Here is a 20,297-nt window from a genome sequence, read left to right as displayed (position 1 = left end):
ATCAGCAAACAATAGGGCCTTGCAGTCGGGCGGGGGAGCCTCGCTAGCGTCGCAATATGTCCGGTTGTGTTGCGGACGACAGCGCTATCGAGACGAGGGACAAGCGGGCACTGCTAAGACGGTCGGGTAAACGACCGTTGAGCGCTTATGGTTACGCTTGAAGCCCGGCGTTCGCTAGCGGTTGATGACCTTGACGATCCGCTTCGAGGACGGGCGCCCGGCAAGGCCCTGGCCCGGCGCATAGGTGATCACCAGGGAGCCATCCTTCATCTGGGCGCCGGGCTTGCGCCCCTCGGCGAGCAGGACGCGAACGATCTTGCTCAGCATCGAACGGTCGCCCTTGCGCGCCGCGCGCTCGAAGGCCTCGGCGGTCAGGGTCGCGGAGTCGGCGATCATGACTGAGGTCTCGGGGCGGGCGGCCTGGATGGTGGCGAACTCGATATCGTGCTGGGCCGCGCGGCTGGCGCGGGCGGCGGCGATGGCCAGGCGCTGGAACAGGGCGGCGACCGACAGCATGGCCGGCGGCTGGATCGACGAGGCCCGGCCCGACAGGGCCGCGGCCGCGCCCATCGGGGCGTCGTCCGTGAACAGGATCATCCCGCCGAGCTTGGTCACCCGCAGCACGGGCTCGCCCAGGTCGTTGCGATAGATGACGTCGCCGCGCGAGGCGGGCTGAGCCGACAGCACCCAGACCTCGGTGCTGTTGTCGAACTTCATCAGGGGCTGGGGCGCGGCCTGGTCGAAAATAAAGGTCCCGCCGGTCTCGGACGCATAGCGAGCCACGGGCGGAGCTGCGACTCGACGCGCCTCGGCCTGGCCCTTGTGGCCGAGCAGGGCGTCCCGCAACGAGTGCGGCAGCTGCTGGGCGTTCGCCGACGCCGCCATGACCATCAGAGCCGCGATGGTCAGGGACATCCGCGCCCCCAAATCGCCTAGCTCCGCCTTACAGAATTTCATGCGATCCGTACTGCCCGCCGACTGGGGCGAATCTTGGACGTCTTAACGTCCATTCCCCGAAGCCGGGCGCATGAGGCCAAACTGCAACAGCGGCCGTCAAGTCTCGGCTTCGGGGAGGTCGGTCCCTGGCTCTTAGGCCATGTACTGGCCGCCGTTCAGGCTGAGCGTGGCGCCGGTCACGAAACCAGCCCGTTCGCCCGAGAGGAACGAGACCATGTCGGCGATCTCCTCGCCCTTGCCGAGACGGCCGACCGGGATGCCGGCGACGATCTGGGCCAGGACGTTCTCCGGCACCGCCGCCACCATTTCGGTGTCGATATAGCCGGGGCAGATCACGTTGACCGTCACGCCCTTCTTGGCGTTCTCCAGGGCCAGGGCCTTGGTGAAGCCGATAAGGCCGGCCTTGGCGGCCGAGTAGTTGGTCTGGCCCATCTGGCCCTTCTGGCCGTTGATCGAGCTGATGTTGACGATCCGGCCCCAGCCGCGATCGCGCATGCCCTCGATCACCGGACGGGTCATGTTGAAGGCCGAGTCCATGTTGACCCGGATCACTTCCGACCACTGCTCGTAAGTCATCTTGTGCAGCATGCCGTCACGGGTGATGCCGGCGTTGTTGACCAGGATGTCGACGGGACCGAGTTCGGCCTCCACCTTCTTCACGGCCGCCTGGCAATCCTCGAACGAGCCGACATTGCCCTTCACGACCATCACGCCCAGCTCCTTGGCGCAGGCCGCGGCGGCTTCTTCATTGCCGGAATAACCGGCCGCCACCTTGTGGCCGTCGGCGATCAGTCGCTCGCAGATGGCTCGACCGATCCCGCGGGTGCCGCCGGTCACGAACGCAACTCTCGTCATATGTCTCTCCCGATCGCTCTTCTTATGGATGCGGATAATCCGCGCGGCGCACGCGACGCCGGACGCGGATCATCGTCCCGGTCCTAGGTTCAGACCGCTTCGACGCACATGGCAACGCCCATGCCGCCGCCGACACACAATGTGGCCAAGCCCTTCTTGGCGCCCGAGCGTTTCATCTCGTGGACGAGCGTGGTCAGGATCCGCGCGCCCGAGGCGCCGATAGGGTGGCCGATGGCGATGGCGCCGCCGTTGACATTGACCTTGGCCGGGTCGAGGCCCAGCTCGCGGACCACGCACAGCGACTGGGCGGCGAAGGCCTCGTTGCTCTCCACGAGGTCCAGATCGGCGACGGTCCAGCCGGCCTTCTCCAGCGCCTTCTTCGAGGCCGGGACGGGGCCGGTGCCCATGATCTCGGGCTCGACGCCGGCATTGGCCCACGAGGCGATGCGGGCCAGGGGCTTCAGACCGCGCTTGGCGGCTTCGTCGGCGCTCATCAGGACGAGGGCGGCGGCGCCGTCATTCAAGCCCGAGGCGTTGGCGGCGGTGACCGAGCCTTCCTTGGTGAACACCGGCTTCAGGCCCGAAATGCCTTCCAGGGTCGCGCCGTGGCGGATGAACTCGTCCTTGTCGACGATGGTGTCGCCCTTGCGGCCCTTGATGGTGACCGGGACGATCTCCTCGTCGAACTTGCCGCCCTTCTGGGCCGCCTCGGCCTTGTTCTGCGAGGCGACGGCGAACTTGTCCTGATCTTCGCGGGTGATCTGCCAACGGCTGGCGATGTTCTCGGCCGTCTGGCCCATGTGGTAGCCGTGGAAGGCGTCCCACAGGCCGTCCTTGATCATGGTGTCGATGAACTGCAGGTCGCCCATCTTCTGGCCGCCCCGCAGGTTCTGGGCGTGCGGCGCCTGGCTCATGCTCTCCTGACCGCCGGCGACGACGATCGTGGCCGAGCCGTCGGCGATCTGCTGAGCGCCGAGCGCAACGGCGCGCAGGCCCGAGCCGCACAACTGGTTCAGGCTCCAGGCCGGGCTCTCGACCGGGATACCGGCCTTGACCGAGGCCTGGCGGGCCGGGCCCTGGCCGGCGGCGGCCTGGAGCACCTGGCCCAGGATCACTTCGTCCACATCGGCCGGCGCGATGCCGGCGCGCGAGACGGCGGCCTCGATGGCGAGCTTGCCGAGCTCCGAGGCGGGTAAGCTGGACAGCGCCCCGTTGAACGAACCCACTGGGGTGCGGGCGGCGGAAACGATGACGATGTCGCTCATACGATAGCTCCCGTGACGATCTGACGTGACGCCTTCGCTGTTGCGGCGCCCGTTATTTTGCAATGCAGCATCAACTTGCACATACGAACCGTGTTCGTCCACGGACACATTTTCATGGCTTCGCGACAGCTCCAAGTCATCTGACCACTGGCGCCATGCCTTTGCATTAGCGATAGTGCGGTGCGAGAAGCGGATGTAACCGCTGTCCTAGGGAACGAAATGTCCGAGAACCCTGAAAAAGGCGAAACGGCCGCCGGGTCTGAAAAGTCGACCGGCCAGCGCGTGATCATCAAGAAATACGCGAACCGTCGCCTCTACAACACAGCGTCTTCCTCTTACGTCACCCTCGAACACCTGTCGGACATGGTGAAGGAGGGCGTGGACTTCGTCGTCTATGACGCCAAATCCAACGACGACATCACGCGGTCCGTCCTGACCCAGATCATCTTCGAAGAGGAAAATCGCGGCGGCGGCCAGAACCTGCTGCCCATCCAGTTCCTCCGCCAGCTAATCGGCTTCTACGGCAACTCGATGCAGGCCTTCCTGCCGTCGTACCTGGAAATGTCGCTGGAGAGCTTCTCCAAGCAGCAGGAGCGCATGCGCGGCCAGTTCGCGGGCCTGGCGCCTGGCAAGATCCCCGGCATGGGTGTCTATGAAGAGCAGATCCGCCAGAACATGGCGCTGTTCGACCGGGCCATGAAGATGTTCTCGCCGTTCGCCTATGTGCGCCCGGAAGACGCCGCGGCGGCCGCCCAGGCCGAGGCCGCGCCGGCTCCGGCCGCCGCTCCGGCCAGCGACGATTCCCTGGCCGACCTGAAGCGCCAGATGGAGGCGATGCAGGAGCAGCTCGCCAAGTTGGCCAACAAGCCTTAACCAAACCGGTCCAGCCGTTCTTAACCGTCTTGGCCCTAGGGTCCCAAGGTCATGAGCGACCCGATCGATCCCATTCGACGTCCCGGTCCCGCGCGCCGAGCCTTGCCGGCGCCGCGGAAGACCGATCGTCATGAGACCGACGACGAGACGGTGTTCGTGGTCGAGGACGAGGATTCCGCGCCGCAACCTCCGCCGCCGCGTCGCGAGGGCTTCGCCGCCTTCGCCGCCCATGTCCTGGGTCAGCCGGGCCAGAAGCGCGGGCTGCGCGGTGGGCAGGAAGTGCTCGACAACGCCAGATCGACCTATCTCGGCACGGAATATTCCGGCGAGGCCGACCGCCGTCCCAAGGCGGGCCTGCTGAAGAAGACCAACATCTAGCCTTTCAGGCGAGCCAGCTCGGCCTCCAGGGCGGCGACCCGCGCCTCCAGCGCCGCGATGCGCTGGGCGTCGCTCGCCGGCGGCGGACGGACACCGGCGCGCGAGGCGGCCTCGGCCGGCGTGACGCCCAAAAGCTCGGCGAAAGCAGACACTTCCCGCATCGACAGCTCGCGCTGGTCCTTGAAGGCCAGCGCCAGGTCGGCCTCGGTCATGCCGGCGGCGGCGGCGAGGATCACGCGCGAGAGCCCACGCTCGGCCAGCTGCTCATCGTACCAGGCGGCGTCGAAGAACAGAGCCATCAGCGCGCCCCGGCGATCTGGCGCCGATCTTGCTTAATCGAGGAGGCAGTCATCGCCGCGAGTCCGCCATGTCCATCGCCATCCGCATCTTCGACATCGCCGTCGTCGCCCTGATCTTCACGGCGCTGACCTAGGCAGTCCAGCATCCCGGCCCGCCCCCGCCCTTCGACAAGCTCAGGGTGAGGACGACTGGCACGGCGGTTCAATAGAAACCTCACCCTGAGCCTGTCGAAGGACGAGGTTTCGGCGCCTCCGCGTCTAAGCGCTCTCCAGCAGCATCATCGTGCCCTGGCCGCCGTCGGCGCAGATGCTGACGATGGCCCGCTCGCCCTTCGGACGGGCGGCCAGCTCCTTCACCGCCTGGCTGAGAATCCGCGCCCCGGTGGCCCCGAACGGGTGACCGAGCGCCAGACTGCCGCCGAACGGGTTCATGCGATCACGCGGGAATTCGCCCAGCGTCGCCCCGACCCCGGCCTTCTCCGACAGGAACTTGGCGCTCTCCCACGCCGCGATGTGCGACAGCACCTGGGCGGCGAAGGCCTCGTGGATCTCCCACAGGCCGACATCGGCATAGGTCATGCCGTTGCGGGCCAGCATGCGCGGCACGCCATAGGCCGGGGCCATCAAGAGGCCCTCGTGCTTCAGGTCGATCGAGGTGACCTCGTAGTCGACGATCTTCACCCTCGGCGTCTCGCCCGGCAGGCGGCCCATGCCAGCCTCGGAGCCGACCCAGATCGCCGCCGCCCCGTCGGTCAGGGGCGAGGAATTGCCGGCCGTCAGCGTGCCCTTGCCGCTGGTCTTGTCGAAGGCCGGACCCAGCTTGGCCAGCTTCTCCAGCGTCGAGTCCTTGCGCGGGATGGAGTCGCGCTTGGCGCCGCCGATCGGGATGACGAGGTCGTCGAAGAAACCGCTCTCCCAGCCCTTCACCGCGCCCTGGTGGCTGGCGAAGGCGATGGCGTCCTGGTCGGCGCGGGAGAGGTTCCAGTCCTTGGCCGTGATCTCGGTGTGCTCGCCCATCGACAGGCCCGTGACCCGGTTGGCGACCTTGGGGATGAACAGCCGCACGTCCTTCAGGTGCAGCGCCGTCAGGGCGTTCAGCTTGTCCTTGCCGGTCTTGGCGCCCTGGAACTTGCGGATCCAGTCCGAGAGGGCGACCGAAAGGCCGATCTGCACCCGGCTCATGCTCTCGACGCCGCCGACCAAGGCGAGGTCGCGGCCGCGCCCATCGATCATGCCCGCCGCCTCGATCGCGCCGATCATGCTGGTCGAGCAGGCCATGATCGTCGAGAAGGCCGGAATGGTCGGGTCGGCGCCGGCATCCAGCAGCACCTCGCGGGCTAGGTTGCTCCAGGTCAGGTTCGGGATGACCGTGCCCCAGACCGCGAAGTCCGGTCGCGCCCCCTTGGCCAGCATCGCCTTCACGACGGGGACCGAAAGCTCGATCGCATCATAGGACGCCAGCGGCCCGTCGACCTTGGCGAAGGGCGTTCGCACCCCGGCGGCGAGCCAGACGTTCGAGGCTGGCGAGGCGGACTTCTTGGCGGCGGGCATGGGTCAAACTCCGAAGCACGGAAACCTTGGCCTATATGGTGTCCCGCGCCGTCTCTTGTCGAATATCGCCATGACCTGCCGCAAGTTTCGGCTCCGGTCCGTCCCTTAGGCGCGGCGCCCTATTTGCGCGCGGACGCGCGGCGGCTTAATCCGACGGCATGAGCACCGATCTAGACCTCTCCAACCCAGAGCTTGAAGCCAAGAAGGCCCGCGCCCGGGCGTGGTTCGAAAGCCTGCGCGACCAGATCTGCGCCGAGTTCGAACGCCTCGAGGACGAGGCGCCCGCCGACCTCTATCCCGGCGAACCCGGCCGCTTCGAGAAGAAGCCCTGGGATCGCGCGGCCGGCGGCGGCGGCGTCATGGGCATGATGCACGGGCGCCTGTTCGAGAAGGTCGGCGTTCACGTCTCGACCGTGCACGGGACCTTCACGCCCGAAATGGCCAAAACTGTACCGGGCGCGGCCGAGGATCCGCGCTTCTTCGCGACGGGCGTCAGCCTGATCGCGCACATGACCAATCCGCGTGTGCCGGCCGTGCACATGAACACCCGCTTCATCGCCACGACCAGGAGCTGGTTCGGCGGCGGCGGCGACCTGACCCCCCTACTCGGCTACCAGCGCAGCCAAGACTTTCCGGACGCCGTCGACTTCCACGCCGCCTACCAGCGCGCCTGCGACAAGTACGATCCGGAGTGGCACGCCAAGTACAAGGCCTGGTGCGACGAGTACTTCTTCCTCCCCCACCGCAACGAGCCGCGCGGCATCGGCGGCATCTTCTACGACCACCACGACAGCGGCGACTGGGAGAAGGACTTCGCCTTTACCCAGGACGTCGGCCGAGCCTTCCTGGATATCTATCCCGAGCTGGTCCGCCGCCGCATGGGCGAAGCCTGGACGGCGGACGAGCGCGAGCAGCAGCTGGTGCAACGCGGCCGCTATGTCGAGTTCAACCTGCTCTACGACCGCGGCACGATGTTCGGCCTGAAGACCGGCGGCAATGTCGAGTCGATCCTCAGCTCGATGCCGCCCATGGTGAAGTGGCCTTAGAATCTAGAGCTTGATCGACAGCTCGACATCCTCACCGAACGGGATCGACAGGTAGCCAGCGTCCGGCGACCGCACCCGCGCCAGGTATTCCGGCGCGTAGTCGGCGTTGTCAGCGACGATCAGGGCGCCCGGCCGCAGGCGGCTTTCCAGCAGGGCCAGGACTTCGGGATAGAGGGCCTTGGCGCCGTCCAGCAGCACCAGGTCGATGGTCTCGGGCAGGTCGACGGCCAGGGTCTGGAGGGCGTCGCCCAGGCGGATCTCGACCAGGTCCAGCACGCCGCCGGCCGCCAGGTGCTCCTGGGCGCGCTCGGCCTTGGAGGGCTCGAACTCGGTGGTGATCAGGCGGCCACCTCCGTTGTCGCGCAGGGCGGCCGCCAGATGCAGGGTCGAGACGCCGAACGAGGTTCCGAACTCGACGATGTTCCGTGCGCCCGTCGAACGCGCCAGCATGTAGAGCAGCACGCCGGTCTCGCGCGACACCGCCAGCGGGAAGTCCTTCAAGCGACCATAGAGGTCGAGATACTCCGTCTTGCTGCGCATCAGCCGCTCCCGCTCGGCGGCGGGGACGTCGGCGAAGACGGGGCGGGCGTCCTCGCCCAGGGCGAACAGGCGATCCAGCAGGGGCGCCATCTTGGTCAGGGTGGTCATGGAAGTCTCCGAAAGCGCCTTGTCGCGCCGCCCTCAGAAATGCGACTAATTCGTCAGGTTTTGTATTCGCATTGCCGGACCGCACCGTGACCGACCGCTCAAGCCCCCGGATTTCCTCGCGAAAGCAGCCCAAGCAGGCCCGCTCGGCCGAGCTGGTGGCGACCATCCTGGAGGCCGCTGTTCAGGTTTTGGCGAAGGAGGGCGCGGCGCGTTTCACCACCGCGCGGGTGGCCGAGCGGGCCGGGGTCAGCGTCGGCTCGGTCTATCAGTACTTCCCCAACAAGGCCGCGATCCTGTTCCGGCTGCAGAGCGACGAGTGGCGAGCGACCACCGACCTCTTGAGCGACATCCTCGCCGACGGCGCCCGTCCGCCCCTGGAGCGCTTGCGCACCCTGGTCCACGCCTTCGTGAAGTCCGAGTGCGAGGAGGCCGAGATGCGCCTGGCGCTGAACGACGCCGCTCCGCTGTATCGCGATGCGCCCGAGGCGCGGGAAGCGCGGGTCTCGGGGACCGAGATCGTCCGGACCTTCATGCGGGAAGTGCTGCCCGGGGCCGACGAACCCGTACGCGTGGCGGCGGGCGACTTGATCACCACCACGCTGAAGGAAGTCGGCAAGGCTTTCTCCGAAACGCCGCGCACCGAGGCCGAGATCGTGGCCTATTCAGACGCCATGGCCGACATGTTCTGCGCGTATCTGGAAAGGCTCAGATCGGACCGTCGGTGAAGCCGCCCTCGCCCTTCGACGGGCTCAGGGTGAGGACGAATGCAAAGGTCGTTCAGTAGAAAACCTCATCCTGAGCCTGTCGAAGGACGAGGTTTACGGATCCTGGTCCGATACCGAGTTCACCCTAGGCCTTCGGGCACTTGGCCCCCGTATCGATCCACGCCTTGATCAGCTCGCCGAACTGAGCCTGGGTCCCGGGCGCGGGGGCGCGACCGGCGCCGGGGTTCCAGGCCCAGCCGACCAGGTGGTCCTGGGCCATGTGGTGGTGCAGCTCGGCCATCGACTTGCCGCCGTTGGTCGCCGGATTCTTGATCTGGCCGCAGATCACGCCCAGCGACTTGCCCTGCCAGGCCATCTCGGCCGGGGCCAGCGCCCATTTCGGGTCGCCGGGGATGCTCTTGATGTCCTGGCCCCAGGTCGGGACGTTGGCCTGGGTGTGGCACGAGAAGCAGGGCATGCCGGCCGGGCCGTGACCGCTGTCGCCCGCCACCATCGGCGGGTTGTGCGGATGCAAGTCATTGCCCTGCGTCGGCGCCCGCTGGACCGGGTGGCAGTTCAGGCAACGCGGGCTCTGGATCACCTTGCCCGCTTCCTGGAACAGGGCGACCGAGCGCGCTGCGGGGTCGGCGATCGACTGGAAGCTGGCTGCGGTCTTCAGCGCGACCGGGGCAGGAGCTGGTTTGGCGGCGTCAGGCGCGGCCTGAACGCTGGCGACGACAGCGCCGGCGGCGGCCAGGGTCCCTGCCAGGATAGCAATGGTGGCGATACGCATGAGCGTTCTCTCCGGAATGTCCGGACTCGAACGCCCCAGCTTACCCCTGAGTTTCCTGGGCCAGGAACCGACCGATCCACGCGGCCATGCGCGCGCGGTCGTTCTCGGCGCCCAGGCTGGCGATGGCGGCGTCGGCCTGCTCGTCGGTGAAGCGGGTTCCGCGCCTGGCCTCGATCAGCGCCTTGGCGTAGGCCGGCGTGAATTCCGGGTGGAACTGCATCGAGATCGCCTTGGCGTCGTCATAGGCCAGGACGCCGTAAGGGGTGAACGCGCTGCCGGCCAAGACCCGCGCGCCCGAGGGCAGCGCGACGACCTGATCCTGGTGCGAGCCCGGCACGGCGACATGGCCGGCCTCGTCCATCCACGGCTCGCGCTCGGAAACCTCATAGGCCTGCAGGCCCACACCCCAGCCCTTGTCGGACTTCTCGACCTTGCCGCCGAACGCCTCGGCCATGATCTGGTGGCCGAAGCACACCCCGACCAGCGGCTGCTCGCCCTTGGCCTGTTGCAGGAAGGCCTTCAGCGGCTCGATCCAGGGCAGCGGGTCATAGACCCCGGCCGCCGAGCCGGTGATCACATAGGCGTCGTTCTCGGCCGGATCGGCGGGCAGCTCGCCCTTCTGAACGTCGTAGACGCGGTAGCTGTGTTCCGGTCCCAGCAGGTCCTCGAACATCGCCGAATAGCTGCCGTAGGTGTCCGCGAGGTCGCCCGGCGGATTGCCGGTCTCGAGCAGGCCGATCTTCAACACACGCCTCCGAACTTTGGAACAGTGAACGCTAGTAGACCATCCCCTGGGCGACGGTCTTCAGACGTTCGATAGCGCTGAACTTGTCCTCGATGAAGTCCTGGTCGATCCACCAGACCTCGACCTCGCGCATGACCTCGCCGACGAGGGGCCCCTTGGGCACGCCGGCCTTCATGATCTCCTCGCCCGACAGCGGGAACGGCGGCGGCGACCAGGTCTCGGCCAGGGCCAGCAGGGCCCGCCATTGCGGCGCGGTGGAGTCGCGGCCCGAGCCGGCCCAGGCCAGCTTCACCCGGTCGCAGAAGGCGCTGACGCCCAGGTGATAGACGGCCCGGCGAGCCTCGCGCGGGCTCATCCACGAGACGATGCGGGGCTCCTTGCCGACCGCCGCGACGATGCGGTCGCGCTGGGCGTTGGGCAGGCGCAGGCGCTCGGCCAACTGCTCGGCGATCTTCGTGTCGTCGGGTTTCAGAGCGGCCAGGCGCAGCACCGGATCGTTCTCGAACAGCTGCTCGGTCTCGATGGCGATCAGAGCCTCGAAGCGGGCCAGCGACTTCACCGACGGCAGGATCGAGGACAGGACGCTGGTGGCGGCCATCAGGCGGAAGGCCGGGCGCGGATCTTCCGCGGCCAGCATCTTCATCAGCTCCTTCTGGGTGCGCTCGGCGGCGCGGCCCGAGACCATGCCCTTCAGCGCCTTGCAGGCGGCCAGGGCCTTCTGGTCGGGCTCACCCTTGCCGTACCAGGCCTGGAACCGGAAGAAGCGCAGGATGCGCAGATAGTCCTCGCGGATGCGGGTCATCGGATCGCCGACGAACACCACCCGACCCTCCTTGGCGTCGCGGACGCCGTGGCCGGTCGGGTCGTAGATGCGTCCCTCGACGTCGGCATAGAGGGCGTTGAAGCGGAAGTCGCGGCGCTCGGCGTCCTGCGTCCAGTCCTGGGTGAAGGCCACCACCGCCCGGCGGCCGTCGGTCGAGACGTCCTTGCGCAGGGTCGTGATCTCATAGGGCTGACCGCCGGACAGGGCCGTGATCGTGCCGTGGTCGACGCCGGTCGGGATCGCGCGCAGCCCCGCCTGCTCCAGGGCCTCGATGATCAGGTCGGGCGTCAGGGTGGTGGCGATGTCGATGTCATCGATGGGCTTGCCCATGACCGCGTTGCGCACGCAGCCGCCGACGAAGCGCGCGCAGCCGGCGCTGCCTCGCGCCTCCAGGGCGGCGATCACCGCCTTGGTCTCCGGCGACGTCATCCACGGCGCGGGGCCGATCGTCTCAGTGCTCACGCCAGAACTCCAGGTTCCCGACAAGGGAGGGGCGACATAGTTAGATAAATGACGCCCCCGTCACCAGTCAGGAAACACCCTGTTCGGAGGGGTTGTGGTCGCTTTCGTCGTAAAGCGCCTCGTAGAGGGACCGCAGCATCCCCGCCGTCGCCCCCCAGATGAAGCGATCGTTCCAAGGCATGGCGTAGAAATGCCGCTTGCCGCCGCTGGGCGCCTCGCGCGACTGGCGCTGGTGGTTGGCCGGATCCATCAGGAATTCGAACGGCGTCTCGAAGACGTCGGCCACCTCTTCCGGGCTCGGCACGAAGGTCGCCTTGGGGTCGATGAAGCCGACCACCGGCGTCACGTGGAAGCCCGTCACGGTCTGATAGCCATGCAGCAGGCCCGCCACGGTCACGAGGGCCGGATCGAGCCCGACCTCCTCCTGCGCCTCGCGCAGGGCCGTGCCCCAGGGCGTCTCGCCCGGATCGCAGCGACCGCCGGGGAAGGCGATCTGGCCGGTGTGGCTGCGCAGGGTGTCGGACCGGCGGGTGAGCAGGACGGTCAGGCCGTCCTCGTGCTCGATCAGCCCCACCAGCACGGCGGCGGGCCGCAGGGCGTGCGGATTGTCGACCTTCAGGCCCGGATTGAGGTCGTAGTCCGACTTCTTCGGGTTCGCGAGGCTGGGATCGTAGTCCGAGATCGGATGAAGGCGGCTGGTGATCCAAGCGCGGCGCTCGTCGCGAGTCATTCTGGAGTCGACCCCGGCGGAGCGATCGGGAAGAAGGCGCCGTTCGAGGTCACGCCCCAGACGCCGCCATGCGCCTGCGCCATCTCGGCCAGCTCGTAGAAGACTGGGCGGGCGATCAGCGCTTCGAGACCACGGCGCACGTGGACATAGGGGCGCGGCTCTCCGGTCTCGGGATCGATCTCGACACGGATCATGTTCTCGGGACCCGCCGCGACGGTGTCGCCGACATTGGTCTGGAAGACCAAGGCTTCGCCCTCACGGTCCACGCGGGTGGCGATGAACGGCGCGTCCTCGACCGTGATCTTCATCTTCTCGACCGGCGTGACCAGGTGATAGCCGTCCGGATCGAGCCGCAGCACGGTCGAGAACAGGCGCACCAGGGCCTCGCGGCCGATGGGCGTGCCTTCGTGGAACCAAACGCCGTCCTTGCGGATGCGGATGTCGATCTCGCCGCAGTGGGGCGGGCTCCACAGATGCACCGGCGGCAGGCCGCGCTCGCCCGCGGCTTTCGCGGCCTGGGCGACGCCTTCTAGTCCTGCCTTCGGTGGTGCGTCGGTCATCGCTGATCAGTTAGGCCCTTAGGCCTGCCCGCTCAAGCGATCGCGCCGACAGGTTTCGCGCCGGGAGCGATCGCGACAGGACCCGCCAGGCCCTCGTCGCTGGCGTCCTTCAGCGGCAGCAGGAGGACGCGGCGCTGATCCACCGGCCCCGGCATGACGACACCGGCCGTATGGGCGTTGGAGAAGCCGACCCGGCCGAAATAGGGACCATCCCCGACCAGCAGCACCGCGCGCCAGCCGGCGGCGCGGGCCGCCTCGACGGCGGTCTCGACCAGGGCCTGGCCGAGGCCCGCGCTGCGCTCGTCCGGATCGACGGCCAGCGGGCCGAGGAACGCCACCGGCTCGCCGCCGATGGTTACCGGCCACATGCGGCAGCAGCCGACGGGCTGGCCGTCGCGCATCGAAACGAACGAGCAGTCGCCCAGCAGGGCGTTGCCCTCGCGCAGGCGCTCGGACGACTTGGCGAAGCGGCCGGGGCCGAACACCCGGTCGATGAGATGGGTCACGGCCGCTTCCATGTCCGGGGTCTCATGGACCAGCGGCGGGAATGCGGGCTCGGGCGGAAGGGTCTTTTGAACGGAGGTCATCGGCCTTCGGAGAATGCGAAAGAACGTCGGGGGCTCCCGACGCGAAGGCGCGACCGGGAGGGCTTCAGATCGTGGCGCTTTCGCGCGTCATTCGTCGCAGGCGTCGCATCGCCTAGAACCTCCAAAAGAAGAGCGCGCTGTAGGGCCAAGGCTTTCTCAGGTCAATAACGTTGCAGTGCGGCACGAGCGCCCTATGTTGCCAGCCGATGTCCGAGCCCGTCGCCGAACCCGCCCCTGACACGTCTACCCGCGCCTTGTTGCGGGAGCGTGACTTCCTCCTCTTCTGGGTGGTGCGCTTCGTTTCCACCCTGGGGGTGCAGATCCAGTCGGTGGCCCTGGGCTGGCAGGTCTACGCTATCGCCCGCCTGACCCACTCGGTCGGCGAGTCCGCTTTCATGGTCAGCATGATCGGCCTGGCGCAGTTCCTGCCGCTGCTGCTGCTGACCCTGGTCGCTGGCGAGACCGCCGACCGCCGGACCCGCAAGCTGATCGTCGCCGCCACCCTGGCCCTGGACGCGGTCAGCGCCGGGGTGCTGCTGATCCTGGCCCTGATGGGCTCGCACCAGCTGTGGCCGATCTTCGCCATCTCGGTGCTGTTCGGCGCCAGCCGATCGTTCCTGTCGCCCGCCAGCAGCGCCATGGGGCCAATGCTGGTGCCGCGCCCCCTGCTGCCGCGCGCCATCGCCTGGCAGTCGCTGTCCTGGCAGGCCGGCTCGATCATGGGCCCGGCCCTGGGCGGGCTGCTGCTGATCCACTCGCCCGCCCTGGCCTTCGGCGCCGCGCTGGCCTTCTACCTGCTGGCCGCCCTGCTGGCCCTGGCGATCCGCAAGGACACCAAGCCCGAGACCCAGCCCGGCTCGCGCGTCGAGCTGATCAAGGAAGGCCTGTCCTACGTCTGGAACAACAAGATCGTCTTCGGCTCGATCTCGCTGGACCTGTTCGCGGTGATCCTGGGCGGGGCCACGGCCCTGCTGCCGGTGTTCGCCAAGGATGTGCTGCATATCGGCCCGGGCGGCTTTGGCCTGCTGCGCGCCGCCCCGGCCATTGGCGCGACCGTGGTCGGGATCTATCTGGCGTCCGTGCCGATCCGCCGCCACGCCGGCCGGATCATGTTCGCGGGCGTCGCCGTGTTCGGCTTCGCGACGGTCGTGTTCGGTCTTTCCAAGCTGGTGTGGCTGTCGGTCGTGGCCCTGGCCGTGCTGGGCGGGGCCGACATGCTGTCGGTCTATGTCCGCCAGACCCTGGTGCAGATCGTGACGCCCGACGCCATGCGCGGCCGCGTCGCCGCCGTCTCGGGCGTGTTCATCAGCGCCTCCAACGAGCTGGGCGAGGTCGAGAGCGGCGCGGCAGCCTGGCTGCTGGGCCCTATCGGCGCGGCGGTGTTCGGCGGCGCCGGGGCCATGGCGGTCACCGCCCTCTGGGCCTTCCTGTTCCCCGACCTGCGCAAGGCCGACCGGCTAGAGTAGCCCCGCCAGCTTGCGGATCCCGTCACCCGTCAGGCGGCGGATGATCCACTCGTCCATCGCGGCCGCGCCCAGGCTGTCATAGAAGGCGATCGACGGCGCGTTCCAGTCGAGGACCGACCACTCCAGGCGGCCCAGGCCCTCGTCGACGCAACGCCTGGCCAGGTTCGCCAGCAGCGCCTTGCCCGCGCCCGACCCGCGCGCCGACGGCCGCACGAACAGGTCCTCCAGCCATATCCCGTGCCGGCCGACGAAGGTCGAGTAGTTGTAGAACCACAGCGAGAACCCGACCGGCTCGCCATCCAGCTCTGCGATGTCGGCGAAGGCGCGCGGGTTGTCGCCGAACAGGGCCGCGGCCGTGTCGCTTTCGCTGGCCTGGACAGTATCCAGCAGCTTCTCATAGTCGGCCAGATCGAGGATGAACTGGTGGATCAGCCCCGCGTCGGCGGGCGTGGCGGAACGGATGGCGACGGGCATGGCGGTCTCTGCGGACTATCGGGACTTCGTTCTGGAGCAACTGGCCCCGCTGGGCCACATCACCTCGCGCCGCATGTTCGGCGGAGTCGGCATCTATGCGAACGGCCTGTTCTTCGCCCTGATCGACGACGATGTGCTCTATCTCAAGGGCGACGACGCCTTGAAGCCGGAGTTCGAGGCCGCCGGCTCGCACGCCTTCGACCCGTTCGGCGAGGGCAAGCCCATGGCCTATTGGGCGGCGCCGGCCGAGGCGCTGGATGATCAGGAGTTCCTGCTGGAGTGGTCGCGGAAGTCGCTGGAGGTGGCGGCGCGGGCAGCGGCGGGGAAGAAAAAGCGATAGCTACTCCCCGGCCCCTCTCAGCAGCAGGCTGACCAGGGGCCTGTTTACATAGTAGTTGCTGCGCCCTTGGCTATGCTTCTCCAGAAGTCCGTTCGCGGCCAAATCGTCCAGATATTTCGCTGCGGTCTGCCTGACTACGCCCAGTTCATTCTGGAGAAACTCGATACGCGTGTAAGGGTGCCGGAACAGGTTGTTGAGCAGATCCTGAGAGTAGATCTTCGAATGCTCCTTCCGCAGGCGGTCCTTGTATTGCGCCATCAGGAAGCCGACGCCTTGCACGAGCTCCAGCGTCTGCAAAGACGTCTCGGCGACGGCCTTGAGCATGTAAAGAATCCAGGCCTCCCATTGCCCCTCATCGCGGACATGCTGGAGTAGCCGGTAGTACTCGGCCTTGTGGGTCGTGATGTAGCGACTGAGGTACAGGATCGGGATGTCCAGCAGTCGCATCCTGGTCAGATAGAGGACGTTTAAGATACGGCCAATCCGGCCGTTGCCGTCTGGAAAGGGGTGAATACTTTCGAACTGGTGATGGATCAGCGCCATCTTGATCAGCGGGTCCAGTTCGCTGATTTCGTCATCGTTCAAGAACCGCTCCAAGGCGGTCATATGGCCGATGATCTCGTTTCGATCCTGCGGCGGCACATAGACCATTTCGCCGGTCGCGTCGTTGCGCAGTGCGGTGCCTGGCGTTTCCCGAAATCCTCCCTGGCTTCGCTTCAACACTTGAAACATCTCGATGATCGCGTTGTTCGTCAGCAACCTGTCGGTTTCTCGCAACCGGTCGAACCCGCGCTTTAGAGCGTCGCGATAGAGGGCGACCTCCTTTGCCGCCCCACCTTCTGGGCCATCCGGAAACAGTGTCGCTTGGAACATCTCGTCCTGGGTCGTGACGATGTTCTCGATTTCCGAGCTGGCGCGAGCTTCCTGCAGGGACAAGGTGTCGATCAGGATACCTTGATTGGGAATGGCGACCGCACGTCCCTTCAATTCCGCCAGATAGCGATGCGCGCGCGCGGCCTCACGCAACACCGCGACGGTTTCAAGCTCGCCTCGCGGCGGCAATGCCGGAATTTCATAGGTCGGCTTCAACACGTCGAACTCTACATGTTAAAAAAATAAGATTTTAATAACACGATTCCGGCACGTGTAAAAAAGTTCGCTATCCGCGAACGTGTCACCCGATCTTCACCCCCGGCGGCGGCTCGCTGCTTTCCGGCACGAAGAAGTCCGGCATCAGGGTCGCCGTCGGATCGACCTTGTACTGGTCGAAATCGCGCACGCCCTCGCCATAGAGGAAGGTGTCGTCGATCAGGAAGTTGCCGCTGAACTCGCGCGACGGCTTCAAGAACACCGCATGGGCCGCGTCGGCCATGATCTCCACCGTCCGGCAGTGGCGCAGGCCCTCCTCGCCGGTCAGGGCGAACTGGATGGCGGCGGTGGCGATGCCTGTGCGAGGCCACAGCGCGTTGAAGGCGACGCCGTCGGACTTGAACTCCTCGGCCATGCCCAGCACGCACATCGACATGCCGAACTTGGCCATGGTGTAGGCCACGTGCGAGCCGAACCAGCGCGGCGACATGTCCAGCGGCGGCGACAGCATCAGGACGTGCGGGTTCTCGGCCTTCTTCAGGTAGGGGATGCAGGCCTTTGAGGTGACGAACGTGCCGCGCGTGTTGATCTGATGCATCAGGTCGTAGCGCTTCATGTCGGTCGCCAGGGTCGGTGTCAGCGAGATGGCCGAGGCGTTGTTCACGCAGATGTCGATCCCGCCGAACTGGGCGACGGCCTTCTCGACCGCCTCCTGGACGCTGGCCTCCTCGCGGACGTCGACCACCAGCGGCAGGGCCTTGCCGCCCGCGTCCTCGATTTCCTTGGCGGCGGTGTAGATGGTGCCCGGCAGCTTGGGATGCGCCTCGGCCGTCTTGGCGGCGATGACGATATTGGCCCCGTCCCGCGCCGCGCGCAGGGCGATGGCCAGGCCGATACCGCGCGAGGCGCCGGTGACGAAGAGGGTCTTACCCTTCAAGCTCATGCGGATTGCTCCCGGGTTCGGATCAGGCTGAGGCCGGCGCAGACGAAGCCGGCGATGAAGCTCATTTTCGCCACGTGCGCGACGGGACCGTGATCCTTCAGCGCCAAGCCGACAAGCCCGATGACGAGGGCCACGATCCAGAGGCCGGCGGAGACCCGGAAGGCCTTGGCCCGTAGCAGGTCCAGGCTCCAGATCACCATGCCGATCGACCAGACGCTGGAGGCGATCATGTACGAGGCCTCGCCGAAGATCTTGGCCGACGAGGTCCGCACCAGCATCACGCCCAGCAGGCCCAACACGAAACCGGCCAGGCCCAGGATGCTGGCCCGCGCCTGGCTCGCCGACCAGACGCCCAGCATGCCGAGCATCAGCAGCAGGTCGATGGTCACGTAGACGAGGTGCGGCTGCGTCCCCGACAGACGCGGATAGATCAGGAACGGCGCGACGATGTCGATCACTGCCCCGGCGATCGTGGCGACGCCGGCCAGGCGCAGAACGGTGCGCTGCTGCATCAGGCGCCGGCTCCGGTGATCTTCACCGACAGCTCCCAAAGCCGATCGGCCGCTTCCGGGTCGAGCGCGTGGGACATGACGCCGTTCCAGGGCCGCTCCTGACTCCACGGGACGGCCTGGTTGCAGTCCTCCAGATAGAGCCCGCCGACGCCGTCCAGCTCATCGCCGACGGCGGCCCAGACGCTGGTGGCCGCGCCCTGCTCGGTCGACTTGAAGCCGTCGCGCGGCTTGTCGTTCTCGTCCAGCCAGCCCATGGCCCGCTGCTCCTCGATCGACATGTGCCGCTGCAGCGGGGTCATGATGCCGCCGGGCATGACGGCGTTGGCGTTGACGCCCTGATCCTTGAACCGCTTGTCGAAGCCGACCGCGAACAGGCTGTTGGCGGTCTTGGCCTGGCCGTAGGCCTCCCACTTGTCGTAGTCGCGGTGCTCGTAGTTCGGGTCGTCGAAGTTCACGCCGGCGCGGCGGTGGCCGATCGACGACAGCGAGACCAGCCGCGAGCGCTTGCCAGAGGCCTTGGCCCCCGCGACCAGGTTCGGGGCCAGCAGCACCGACAGCAGGTAGTGGCCCAGATGGTTGGTGCCGAACTGCATCTCGAAGCTATCGGCGGTGCGCATCAGCGGACTGGCCATGACCCCGGCGTTGTTGATCAGCAGGTTGACCGGCCGGTCTCCCCAGACGTTGGCGAAGTGGCGGACGGAGTCCAGGCTGGCCAGGTCGACCATGCCGAAGCTGGCGCGCTTGCTGCCCGCCTCTTCGTTGATCGCGTTGGCGACTTCCTCGCCCAGCTCCGGCTTGCGGGCGGCGATGATGACTTCGGCGCCGGCCAGCGCCAGGGCCCGCGCCGTCTCGACGCCGATGCCGGTGGCCGCGCCGGTGACGATGGCGACCTTGCCGGCCAGGTCATGGCCCGCGACGACTTCGCGCGCCGTCGATTTCGCCCCGAAGGGCGAGGTGATGCGATCGCTCATGATGGTCCTCCCTCGTATTTTTGTTGTCTGGAACGCTACATCTGGATGGCGGCGATCCCCAAGGCGATGGCCAGGCACAGCGGGCCATAGGCGCGGCGGTTCAGTCGCCAGAATGGGGTGCCCTCGGCATAGCGGAAGGCCGCCGGGACATAGGTCGCCACGCCTCGACCGAAGAAGACCACGAACAGCCCCCAGCGCGCGGCCTTGAGCCAGAGCGCGTAGGGCGTCGGCGGATAGAGGGTCGCCAGAACGAGCACGCCGCCCGTGGCCAGGGCCAGGGCGACGGCGGCGCTGGCCGCCAGGCTTGGCGCCTTCATGCCGCGCGTGCGGCCCACCACGTGCTCGACCATCGAGGTCTCGTCATGCCCCGGCCAGCGCCCACCGAACCCCCAGTAGAGGTGGATGGCCGCCAGCAGGAACAGGACCCCGGCGACGAGCAGGGCCAGCAGCACGGCTAGCCGACCTTGCTGAAGTCGGGGGCGCGGCGCTCGGCGAAGGCCATGAACGCCTCGCGGGCCTCCGCCGTCTGCAGGCGGGCGGCGAACTCGGCGCCTTCGGTGTCCATCAGGGCGGCGATCTTCTCGGCGTCGCGCATCAGGCGCTTGGTGACGGTCAGGGCGCCCAGCGGACGCTTGGCCAGCTGGTCGGCGGCGGCGCGGGCGCGGGTCCGTAGGTCGGAAAGCTCGGCCGAGCCGTTGGCGATGCCCCAGGCCACGGCGGTGCCGCCGTCGATGGCCTCGCCCAGGGCGAACATGGCGTAGGCGCGGGCATGGCCGATGCGGGCCGGCAGCAGCCAGCTGGAGGCGGCCTCCGGCACCAAAGCGAGGTTGACGAACGGCACGGTCAGGCGCGCGTCCGGCGTCACGAACACCAGGTCGCAGTGCAGCAGCATGGTCGTGCCCACGCCGACCGCCTGGCCCTGCACGGCGGCGACCAGCGGCCGGGTGGCGTGGGCCAGGGCCTTGAGGAAGCGGCCCACATGGCGCTCGCCGGTGAAGGCGCCGGTGGCCTGGGCGGCGAAGTCCTGCAGGTCGTTGCCGGCCGTGAAGCTGTCGCCATCGGCCTGGAAGACCACGACGCGGATGTCGGGATCCTTTTCGGCGGCCTCCAGACTGTCGGCCAGCACGCCGTACATGGCGTTGGAGAGGGCGTTCTTCTTCTCGGGCCGCGCCAGGGTGATGGTCATCACGCCGGCGTCGATCTCGACCTTGACCTGGTCGGTCATC

At 67.5% G+C, this 20,297-nt stretch carries 27 protein-coding genes; 7 read left to right on the top strand and 20 right to left on the bottom strand.

Annotated elements, in window-relative coordinates:
- Nucleotides 1–174: 174 nt before the first annotated feature.
- The 3 genes from AC07NN_RS01260 to AC07NN_RS01250 form a co-directional block, all read right to left on the bottom strand.
- Nucleotides 175–957, bottom strand: coding sequence for a DUF4908 domain-containing protein (locus AC07NN_RS01260; protein ID WP_494637337.1), 783 nt, complete (start codon nucleotides 955–957; stop codon nucleotides 175–177).
- 132 nt (nucleotides 958–1,089) lie between these two features.
- On the bottom strand, nucleotides 1,090–1,812 hold the full coding sequence (locus AC07NN_RS01255; RefSeq protein ID WP_494637336.1) for a beta-ketoacyl-ACP reductase: 723 nt from the start codon (nucleotides 1,810–1,812) through the stop codon (nucleotides 1,090–1,092).
- An 89-nt stretch (nucleotides 1,813–1,901) separates the two neighbouring features.
- On the bottom strand, nucleotides 1,902–3,077 hold the full coding sequence (locus AC07NN_RS01250) for an acetyl-CoA C-acetyltransferase (RefSeq protein WP_494637335.1): 1,176 nt from the start codon (nucleotides 3,075–3,077) through the stop codon (nucleotides 1,902–1,904).
- 219 nt (nucleotides 3,078–3,296) lie between these two features.
- Between AC07NN_RS01250 and phaR the strand changes: the two genes are divergently transcribed.
- A complete protein-coding gene (gene phaR, locus AC07NN_RS01245; protein WP_494637334.1) occupies nucleotides 3,297–3,950 on the top strand; it encodes a polyhydroxyalkanoate synthesis repressor PhaR in 654 nt (217 codons plus the stop codon).
- A 51-nt stretch (nucleotides 3,951–4,001) separates the two neighbouring features.
- Nucleotides 4,002–4,328, top strand: coding sequence for a hypothetical protein (locus AC07NN_RS01240; RefSeq protein ID WP_494637333.1), 327 nt, complete (start codon nucleotides 4,002–4,004; stop codon nucleotides 4,326–4,328).
- On the opposite strand, the gene AC07NN_RS01235 is transcribed toward AC07NN_RS01240, so the two are convergent.
- Nucleotides 4,325–4,627: a helix-turn-helix domain-containing protein gene (locus AC07NN_RS01235; RefSeq protein WP_494637332.1), complete on the bottom strand. Its 303-nt coding sequence runs from the start codon at nucleotides 4,625–4,627 to the stop codon at nucleotides 4,325–4,327. The two genes, AC07NN_RS01240 and AC07NN_RS01235, sit on opposite strands and share 4 nt — an antisense overlap.
- A gap of 68 nt (nucleotides 4,628–4,695) precedes the next feature.
- Here AC07NN_RS01235 and AC07NN_RS01230 point away from each other — a divergent pair, with 68 nt between their 5' ends.
- Complete coding sequence (locus AC07NN_RS01230; RefSeq protein WP_494638159.1) at nucleotides 4,696–4,761, top strand: hypothetical protein; 66 nt, start codon at nucleotides 4,696–4,698, stop codon at nucleotides 4,759–4,761.
- Nucleotides 4,762–4,885: 124 nt separating this feature from the next.
- On the opposite strand, the gene AC07NN_RS01225 is transcribed toward AC07NN_RS01230, so the two are convergent.
- On the bottom strand, nucleotides 4,886–6,178 hold the full coding sequence (locus tag AC07NN_RS01225) for an acetyl-CoA C-acyltransferase (protein WP_494637331.1): 1,293 nt from the start codon (nucleotides 6,176–6,178) through the stop codon (nucleotides 4,886–4,888).
- A 158-nt stretch (nucleotides 6,179–6,336) separates the two neighbouring features.
- Between AC07NN_RS01225 and hemF the strand changes: the two genes are divergently transcribed.
- Nucleotides 6,337–7,224: an oxygen-dependent coproporphyrinogen oxidase gene (hemF, locus tag AC07NN_RS01220; protein ID WP_494637330.1), complete on the top strand. Its 888-nt coding sequence runs from the start codon at nucleotides 6,337–6,339 to the stop codon at nucleotides 7,222–7,224.
- Between the two features lie 3 nt (nucleotides 7,225–7,227).
- Here hemF and AC07NN_RS01215 read toward each other — a convergent pair whose 3' ends face one another.
- On the bottom strand, nucleotides 7,228–7,872 hold the full coding sequence (locus AC07NN_RS01215) for an O-methyltransferase (protein WP_494637329.1): 645 nt from the start codon (nucleotides 7,870–7,872) through the stop codon (nucleotides 7,228–7,230).
- Between the two features lie 86 nt (nucleotides 7,873–7,958).
- Here AC07NN_RS01215 and AC07NN_RS01210 point away from each other — a divergent pair, with 86 nt between their 5' ends.
- Nucleotides 7,959–8,597 carry a TetR/AcrR family transcriptional regulator gene (locus tag AC07NN_RS01210; RefSeq protein WP_494637328.1) on the top strand — a complete coding sequence of 213 codons (639 nt, stop codon included), beginning with the start codon at nucleotides 7,959–7,961 and terminating at the stop codon, nucleotides 8,595–8,597.
- Between the two features lie 124 nt (nucleotides 8,598–8,721).
- Here the strand turns inward: AC07NN_RS01210 and AC07NN_RS01205 are convergent, their stop codons facing one another.
- The 7 genes from AC07NN_RS01205 to AC07NN_RS01175 all read right to left on the bottom strand — a co-directional run bounded on the left by AC07NN_RS01205 (nucleotide 8,722) and on the right by AC07NN_RS01175 (nucleotide 13,385).
- Entirely contained in the window at nucleotides 8,722–9,369 is a 648-nt protein-coding gene (locus AC07NN_RS01205) for an Isoquinoline 1-oxidoreductase subunit (protein WP_494637327.1), read from the bottom strand.
- Nucleotides 9,370–9,409: 40 nt separating this feature from the next.
- Entirely contained in the window at nucleotides 9,410–10,114 is a 705-nt protein-coding gene (locus tag AC07NN_RS01200; RefSeq protein ID WP_494637326.1) for a glutamine amidotransferase-related protein, read from the bottom strand.
- Between the two features lie 31 nt (nucleotides 10,115–10,145).
- Entirely contained in the window at nucleotides 10,146–11,399 is a 1,254-nt protein-coding gene (locus AC07NN_RS01195) for a CCA tRNA nucleotidyltransferase (RefSeq protein ID WP_494637325.1), read from the bottom strand.
- A 67-nt stretch (nucleotides 11,400–11,466) separates the two neighbouring features.
- On the bottom strand, nucleotides 11,467–12,129 hold the full coding sequence (locus AC07NN_RS01190; RefSeq protein WP_494637324.1) for a CoA pyrophosphatase: 663 nt from the start codon (nucleotides 12,127–12,129) through the stop codon (nucleotides 11,467–11,469).
- Nucleotides 12,126–12,689: a DUF1285 domain-containing protein gene (locus AC07NN_RS01185; protein ID WP_494637323.1), complete on the bottom strand. Its 564-nt coding sequence runs from the start codon at nucleotides 12,687–12,689 to the stop codon at nucleotides 12,126–12,128. The genes AC07NN_RS01190 and AC07NN_RS01185 overlap by 4 nt, the downstream gene beginning before the upstream one ends.
- A 32-nt stretch (nucleotides 12,690–12,721) precedes the next feature.
- Nucleotides 12,722–13,276 carry a GNAT family N-acetyltransferase gene (locus tag AC07NN_RS01180; protein ID WP_494637322.1) on the bottom strand — a complete coding sequence of 185 codons (555 nt, stop codon included), beginning with the start codon at nucleotides 13,274–13,276 and terminating at the stop codon, nucleotides 12,722–12,724.
- Nucleotides 13,277–13,340: 64 nt separating this feature from the next.
- On the bottom strand, nucleotides 13,341–13,385 hold the full coding sequence (locus tag AC07NN_RS01175) for a hypothetical protein (RefSeq protein WP_492085959.1): 45 nt from the start codon (nucleotides 13,383–13,385) through the stop codon (nucleotides 13,341–13,343).
- Between the two features lie 97 nt (nucleotides 13,386–13,482).
- On the opposite strand from AC07NN_RS01175, the gene AC07NN_RS01170 reads away from it, so the two are divergent.
- The gene (locus AC07NN_RS01170) at nucleotides 13,483–14,742 is read left to right on the top strand and encodes an MFS transporter (protein WP_494637321.1); all 1,260 of its coding nucleotides are present in this window, start codon (nucleotides 13,483–13,485) and stop codon (nucleotides 14,740–14,742) included.
- On the opposite strand, the gene AC07NN_RS01165 is transcribed toward AC07NN_RS01170, so the two are convergent.
- Entirely contained in the window at nucleotides 14,734–15,216 is a 483-nt protein-coding gene (locus AC07NN_RS01165; RefSeq protein ID WP_494637320.1) for a GNAT family N-acetyltransferase, read from the bottom strand. The genes AC07NN_RS01170 and AC07NN_RS01165 overlap by 9 nt on opposite strands.
- Between AC07NN_RS01165 and AC07NN_RS01160 the strand changes: the two genes are divergently transcribed.
- Nucleotides 15,203–15,556 carry a TfoX/Sxy family protein gene (locus AC07NN_RS01160; protein WP_494637319.1) on the top strand — a complete coding sequence of 118 codons (354 nt, stop codon included), beginning with the start codon at nucleotides 15,203–15,205 and terminating at the stop codon, nucleotides 15,554–15,556. The two genes, AC07NN_RS01165 and AC07NN_RS01160, sit on opposite strands and share 14 nt — an antisense overlap.
- Here the strand turns inward: AC07NN_RS01160 and AC07NN_RS01155 are convergent, their stop codons facing one another.
- The 6 genes from AC07NN_RS01155 to AC07NN_RS01130 all read right to left on the bottom strand — a co-directional run bounded on the left by AC07NN_RS01155 (nucleotide 15,557) and on the right by AC07NN_RS01130 (nucleotide 20,296).
- The gene (locus tag AC07NN_RS01155) at nucleotides 15,557–16,648 is read right to left on the bottom strand and encodes a Fic family protein (RefSeq protein ID WP_494637318.1); all 1,092 of its coding nucleotides are present in this window, start codon (nucleotides 16,646–16,648) and stop codon (nucleotides 15,557–15,559) included.
- Nucleotides 16,649–16,730: 82 nt separating this feature from the next.
- Complete coding sequence (locus AC07NN_RS01150; protein WP_494637317.1) at nucleotides 16,731–17,588, bottom strand: SDR family oxidoreductase; 858 nt, start codon at nucleotides 17,586–17,588, stop codon at nucleotides 16,731–16,733.
- A complete protein-coding gene (locus AC07NN_RS01145; RefSeq protein WP_494637316.1) occupies nucleotides 17,585–18,100 on the bottom strand; it encodes a hypothetical protein in 516 nt (171 codons plus the stop codon). The genes AC07NN_RS01150 and AC07NN_RS01145 overlap by 4 nt, the downstream gene beginning before the upstream one ends.
- A complete protein-coding gene (locus tag AC07NN_RS01140; protein WP_494637315.1) occupies nucleotides 18,100–19,071 on the bottom strand; it encodes an SDR family NAD(P)-dependent oxidoreductase in 972 nt (323 codons plus the stop codon). Before AC07NN_RS01140 ends, AC07NN_RS01145 begins: the two co-directional genes overlap by 1 nt.
- Nucleotides 19,072–19,106: 35 nt before the next feature.
- Nucleotides 19,107–19,523, bottom strand: a complete 417-nt coding sequence (locus AC07NN_RS01135; protein ID WP_494637314.1) for a DUF3995 domain-containing protein — start codon at nucleotides 19,521–19,523, stop codon at nucleotides 19,107–19,109.
- A 2-nt stretch (nucleotides 19,524–19,525) separates the two neighbouring features.
- A complete protein-coding gene (locus AC07NN_RS01130) occupies nucleotides 19,526–20,296 on the bottom strand; it encodes an enoyl-CoA hydratase-related protein (RefSeq protein WP_494637313.1) in 771 nt (256 codons plus the stop codon).
- Between the last annotated feature and the right edge of the window lies 1 nt (nucleotide 20,297).

The organism is Caulobacter sp. GW821-FHT09H08, assembly GCF_059415885.1.
This window is presented reverse-complemented; position numbering and strand designations above follow the sequence as displayed.

Bases quoted from the DNA above. Each gene is read 5' to 3' on its own strand.
- AC07NN_RS01205 (WP_494637327.1), bottom strand. From the start codon at position 9,369: ATGCGTATCGCCACCATTGCTATCCTGGCAGGGACCCTGGCCGCCGCC.
- AC07NN_RS01170 (WP_494637321.1), top strand. From the start codon at position 13,483: ATGTCCGAGCCCGTCGCCGAACCCGCCCCTGACACGTCTACCCGCGCC.
- AC07NN_RS01215 (WP_494637329.1), bottom strand. From the start codon at position 7,872: ATGACCACCCTGACCAAGATGGCGCCCCTGCTGGATCGCCTGTTCGCC.
- AC07NN_RS01165 (WP_494637320.1), bottom strand. From the start codon at position 15,216: ATGCCCGTCGCCATCCGTTCCGCCACGCCCGCCGACGCGGGGCTGATC.
- phaR (WP_494637334.1), top strand. From the start codon at position 3,297: ATGTCCGAGAACCCTGAAAAAGGCGAAACGGCCGCCGGGTCTGAAAAG.
- AC07NN_RS01260 (WP_494637337.1), bottom strand. From the start codon at position 957: ATGAAATTCTGTAAGGCGGAGCTAGGCGATTTGGGGGCGCGGATGTCC.
- AC07NN_RS01150 (WP_494637317.1), bottom strand. From the start codon at position 17,588: ATGAGCTTGAAGGGTAAGACCCTCTTCGTCACCGGCGCCTCGCGCGGT.
- AC07NN_RS01180 (WP_494637322.1), bottom strand. From the start codon at position 13,276: ATGACCTCCGTTCAAAAGACCCTTCCGCCCGAGCCCGCATTCCCGCCG.
- AC07NN_RS01235 (WP_494637332.1), bottom strand. From the start codon at position 4,627: ATGGCTCTGTTCTTCGACGCCGCCTGGTACGATGAGCAGCTGGCCGAG.
- AC07NN_RS01185 (WP_494637323.1), bottom strand. From the start codon at position 12,689: ATGACCGACGCACCACCGAAGGCAGGACTAGAAGGCGTCGCCCAGGCC.
- AC07NN_RS01160 (WP_494637319.1), top strand. From the start codon at position 15,203: ATGGCGACGGGCATGGCGGTCTCTGCGGACTATCGGGACTTCGTTCTG.
- AC07NN_RS01255 (WP_494637336.1), bottom strand. From the start codon at position 1,812: ATGACGAGAGTTGCGTTCGTGACCGGCGGCACCCGCGGGATCGGTCGA.
- AC07NN_RS01250 (WP_494637335.1), bottom strand. From the start codon at position 3,077: ATGAGCGACATCGTCATCGTTTCCGCCGCCCGCACCCCAGTGGGTTCG.
- hemF (WP_494637330.1), top strand. From the start codon at position 6,337: ATGAGCACCGATCTAGACCTCTCCAACCCAGAGCTTGAAGCCAAGAAG.
- AC07NN_RS01190 (WP_494637324.1), bottom strand. From the start codon at position 12,129: ATGACTCGCGACGAGCGCCGCGCTTGGATCACCAGCCGCCTTCATCCG.
- AC07NN_RS01130 (WP_494637313.1), bottom strand. From the start codon at position 20,296: ATGACCGACCAGGTCAAGGTCGAGATCGACGCCGGCGTGATGACCATC.
- AC07NN_RS01145 (WP_494637316.1), bottom strand. From the start codon at position 18,100: ATGCAGCAGCGCACCGTTCTGCGCCTGGCCGGCGTCGCCACGATCGCC.
- AC07NN_RS01140 (WP_494637315.1), bottom strand. From the start codon at position 19,071: ATGAGCGATCGCATCACCTCGCCCTTCGGGGCGAAATCGACGGCGCGC.
- AC07NN_RS01240 (WP_494637333.1), top strand. From the start codon at position 4,002: ATGAGCGACCCGATCGATCCCATTCGACGTCCCGGTCCCGCGCGCCGA.
- AC07NN_RS01225 (WP_494637331.1), bottom strand. From the start codon at position 6,178: ATGCCCGCCGCCAAGAAGTCCGCCTCGCCAGCCTCGAACGTCTGGCTC.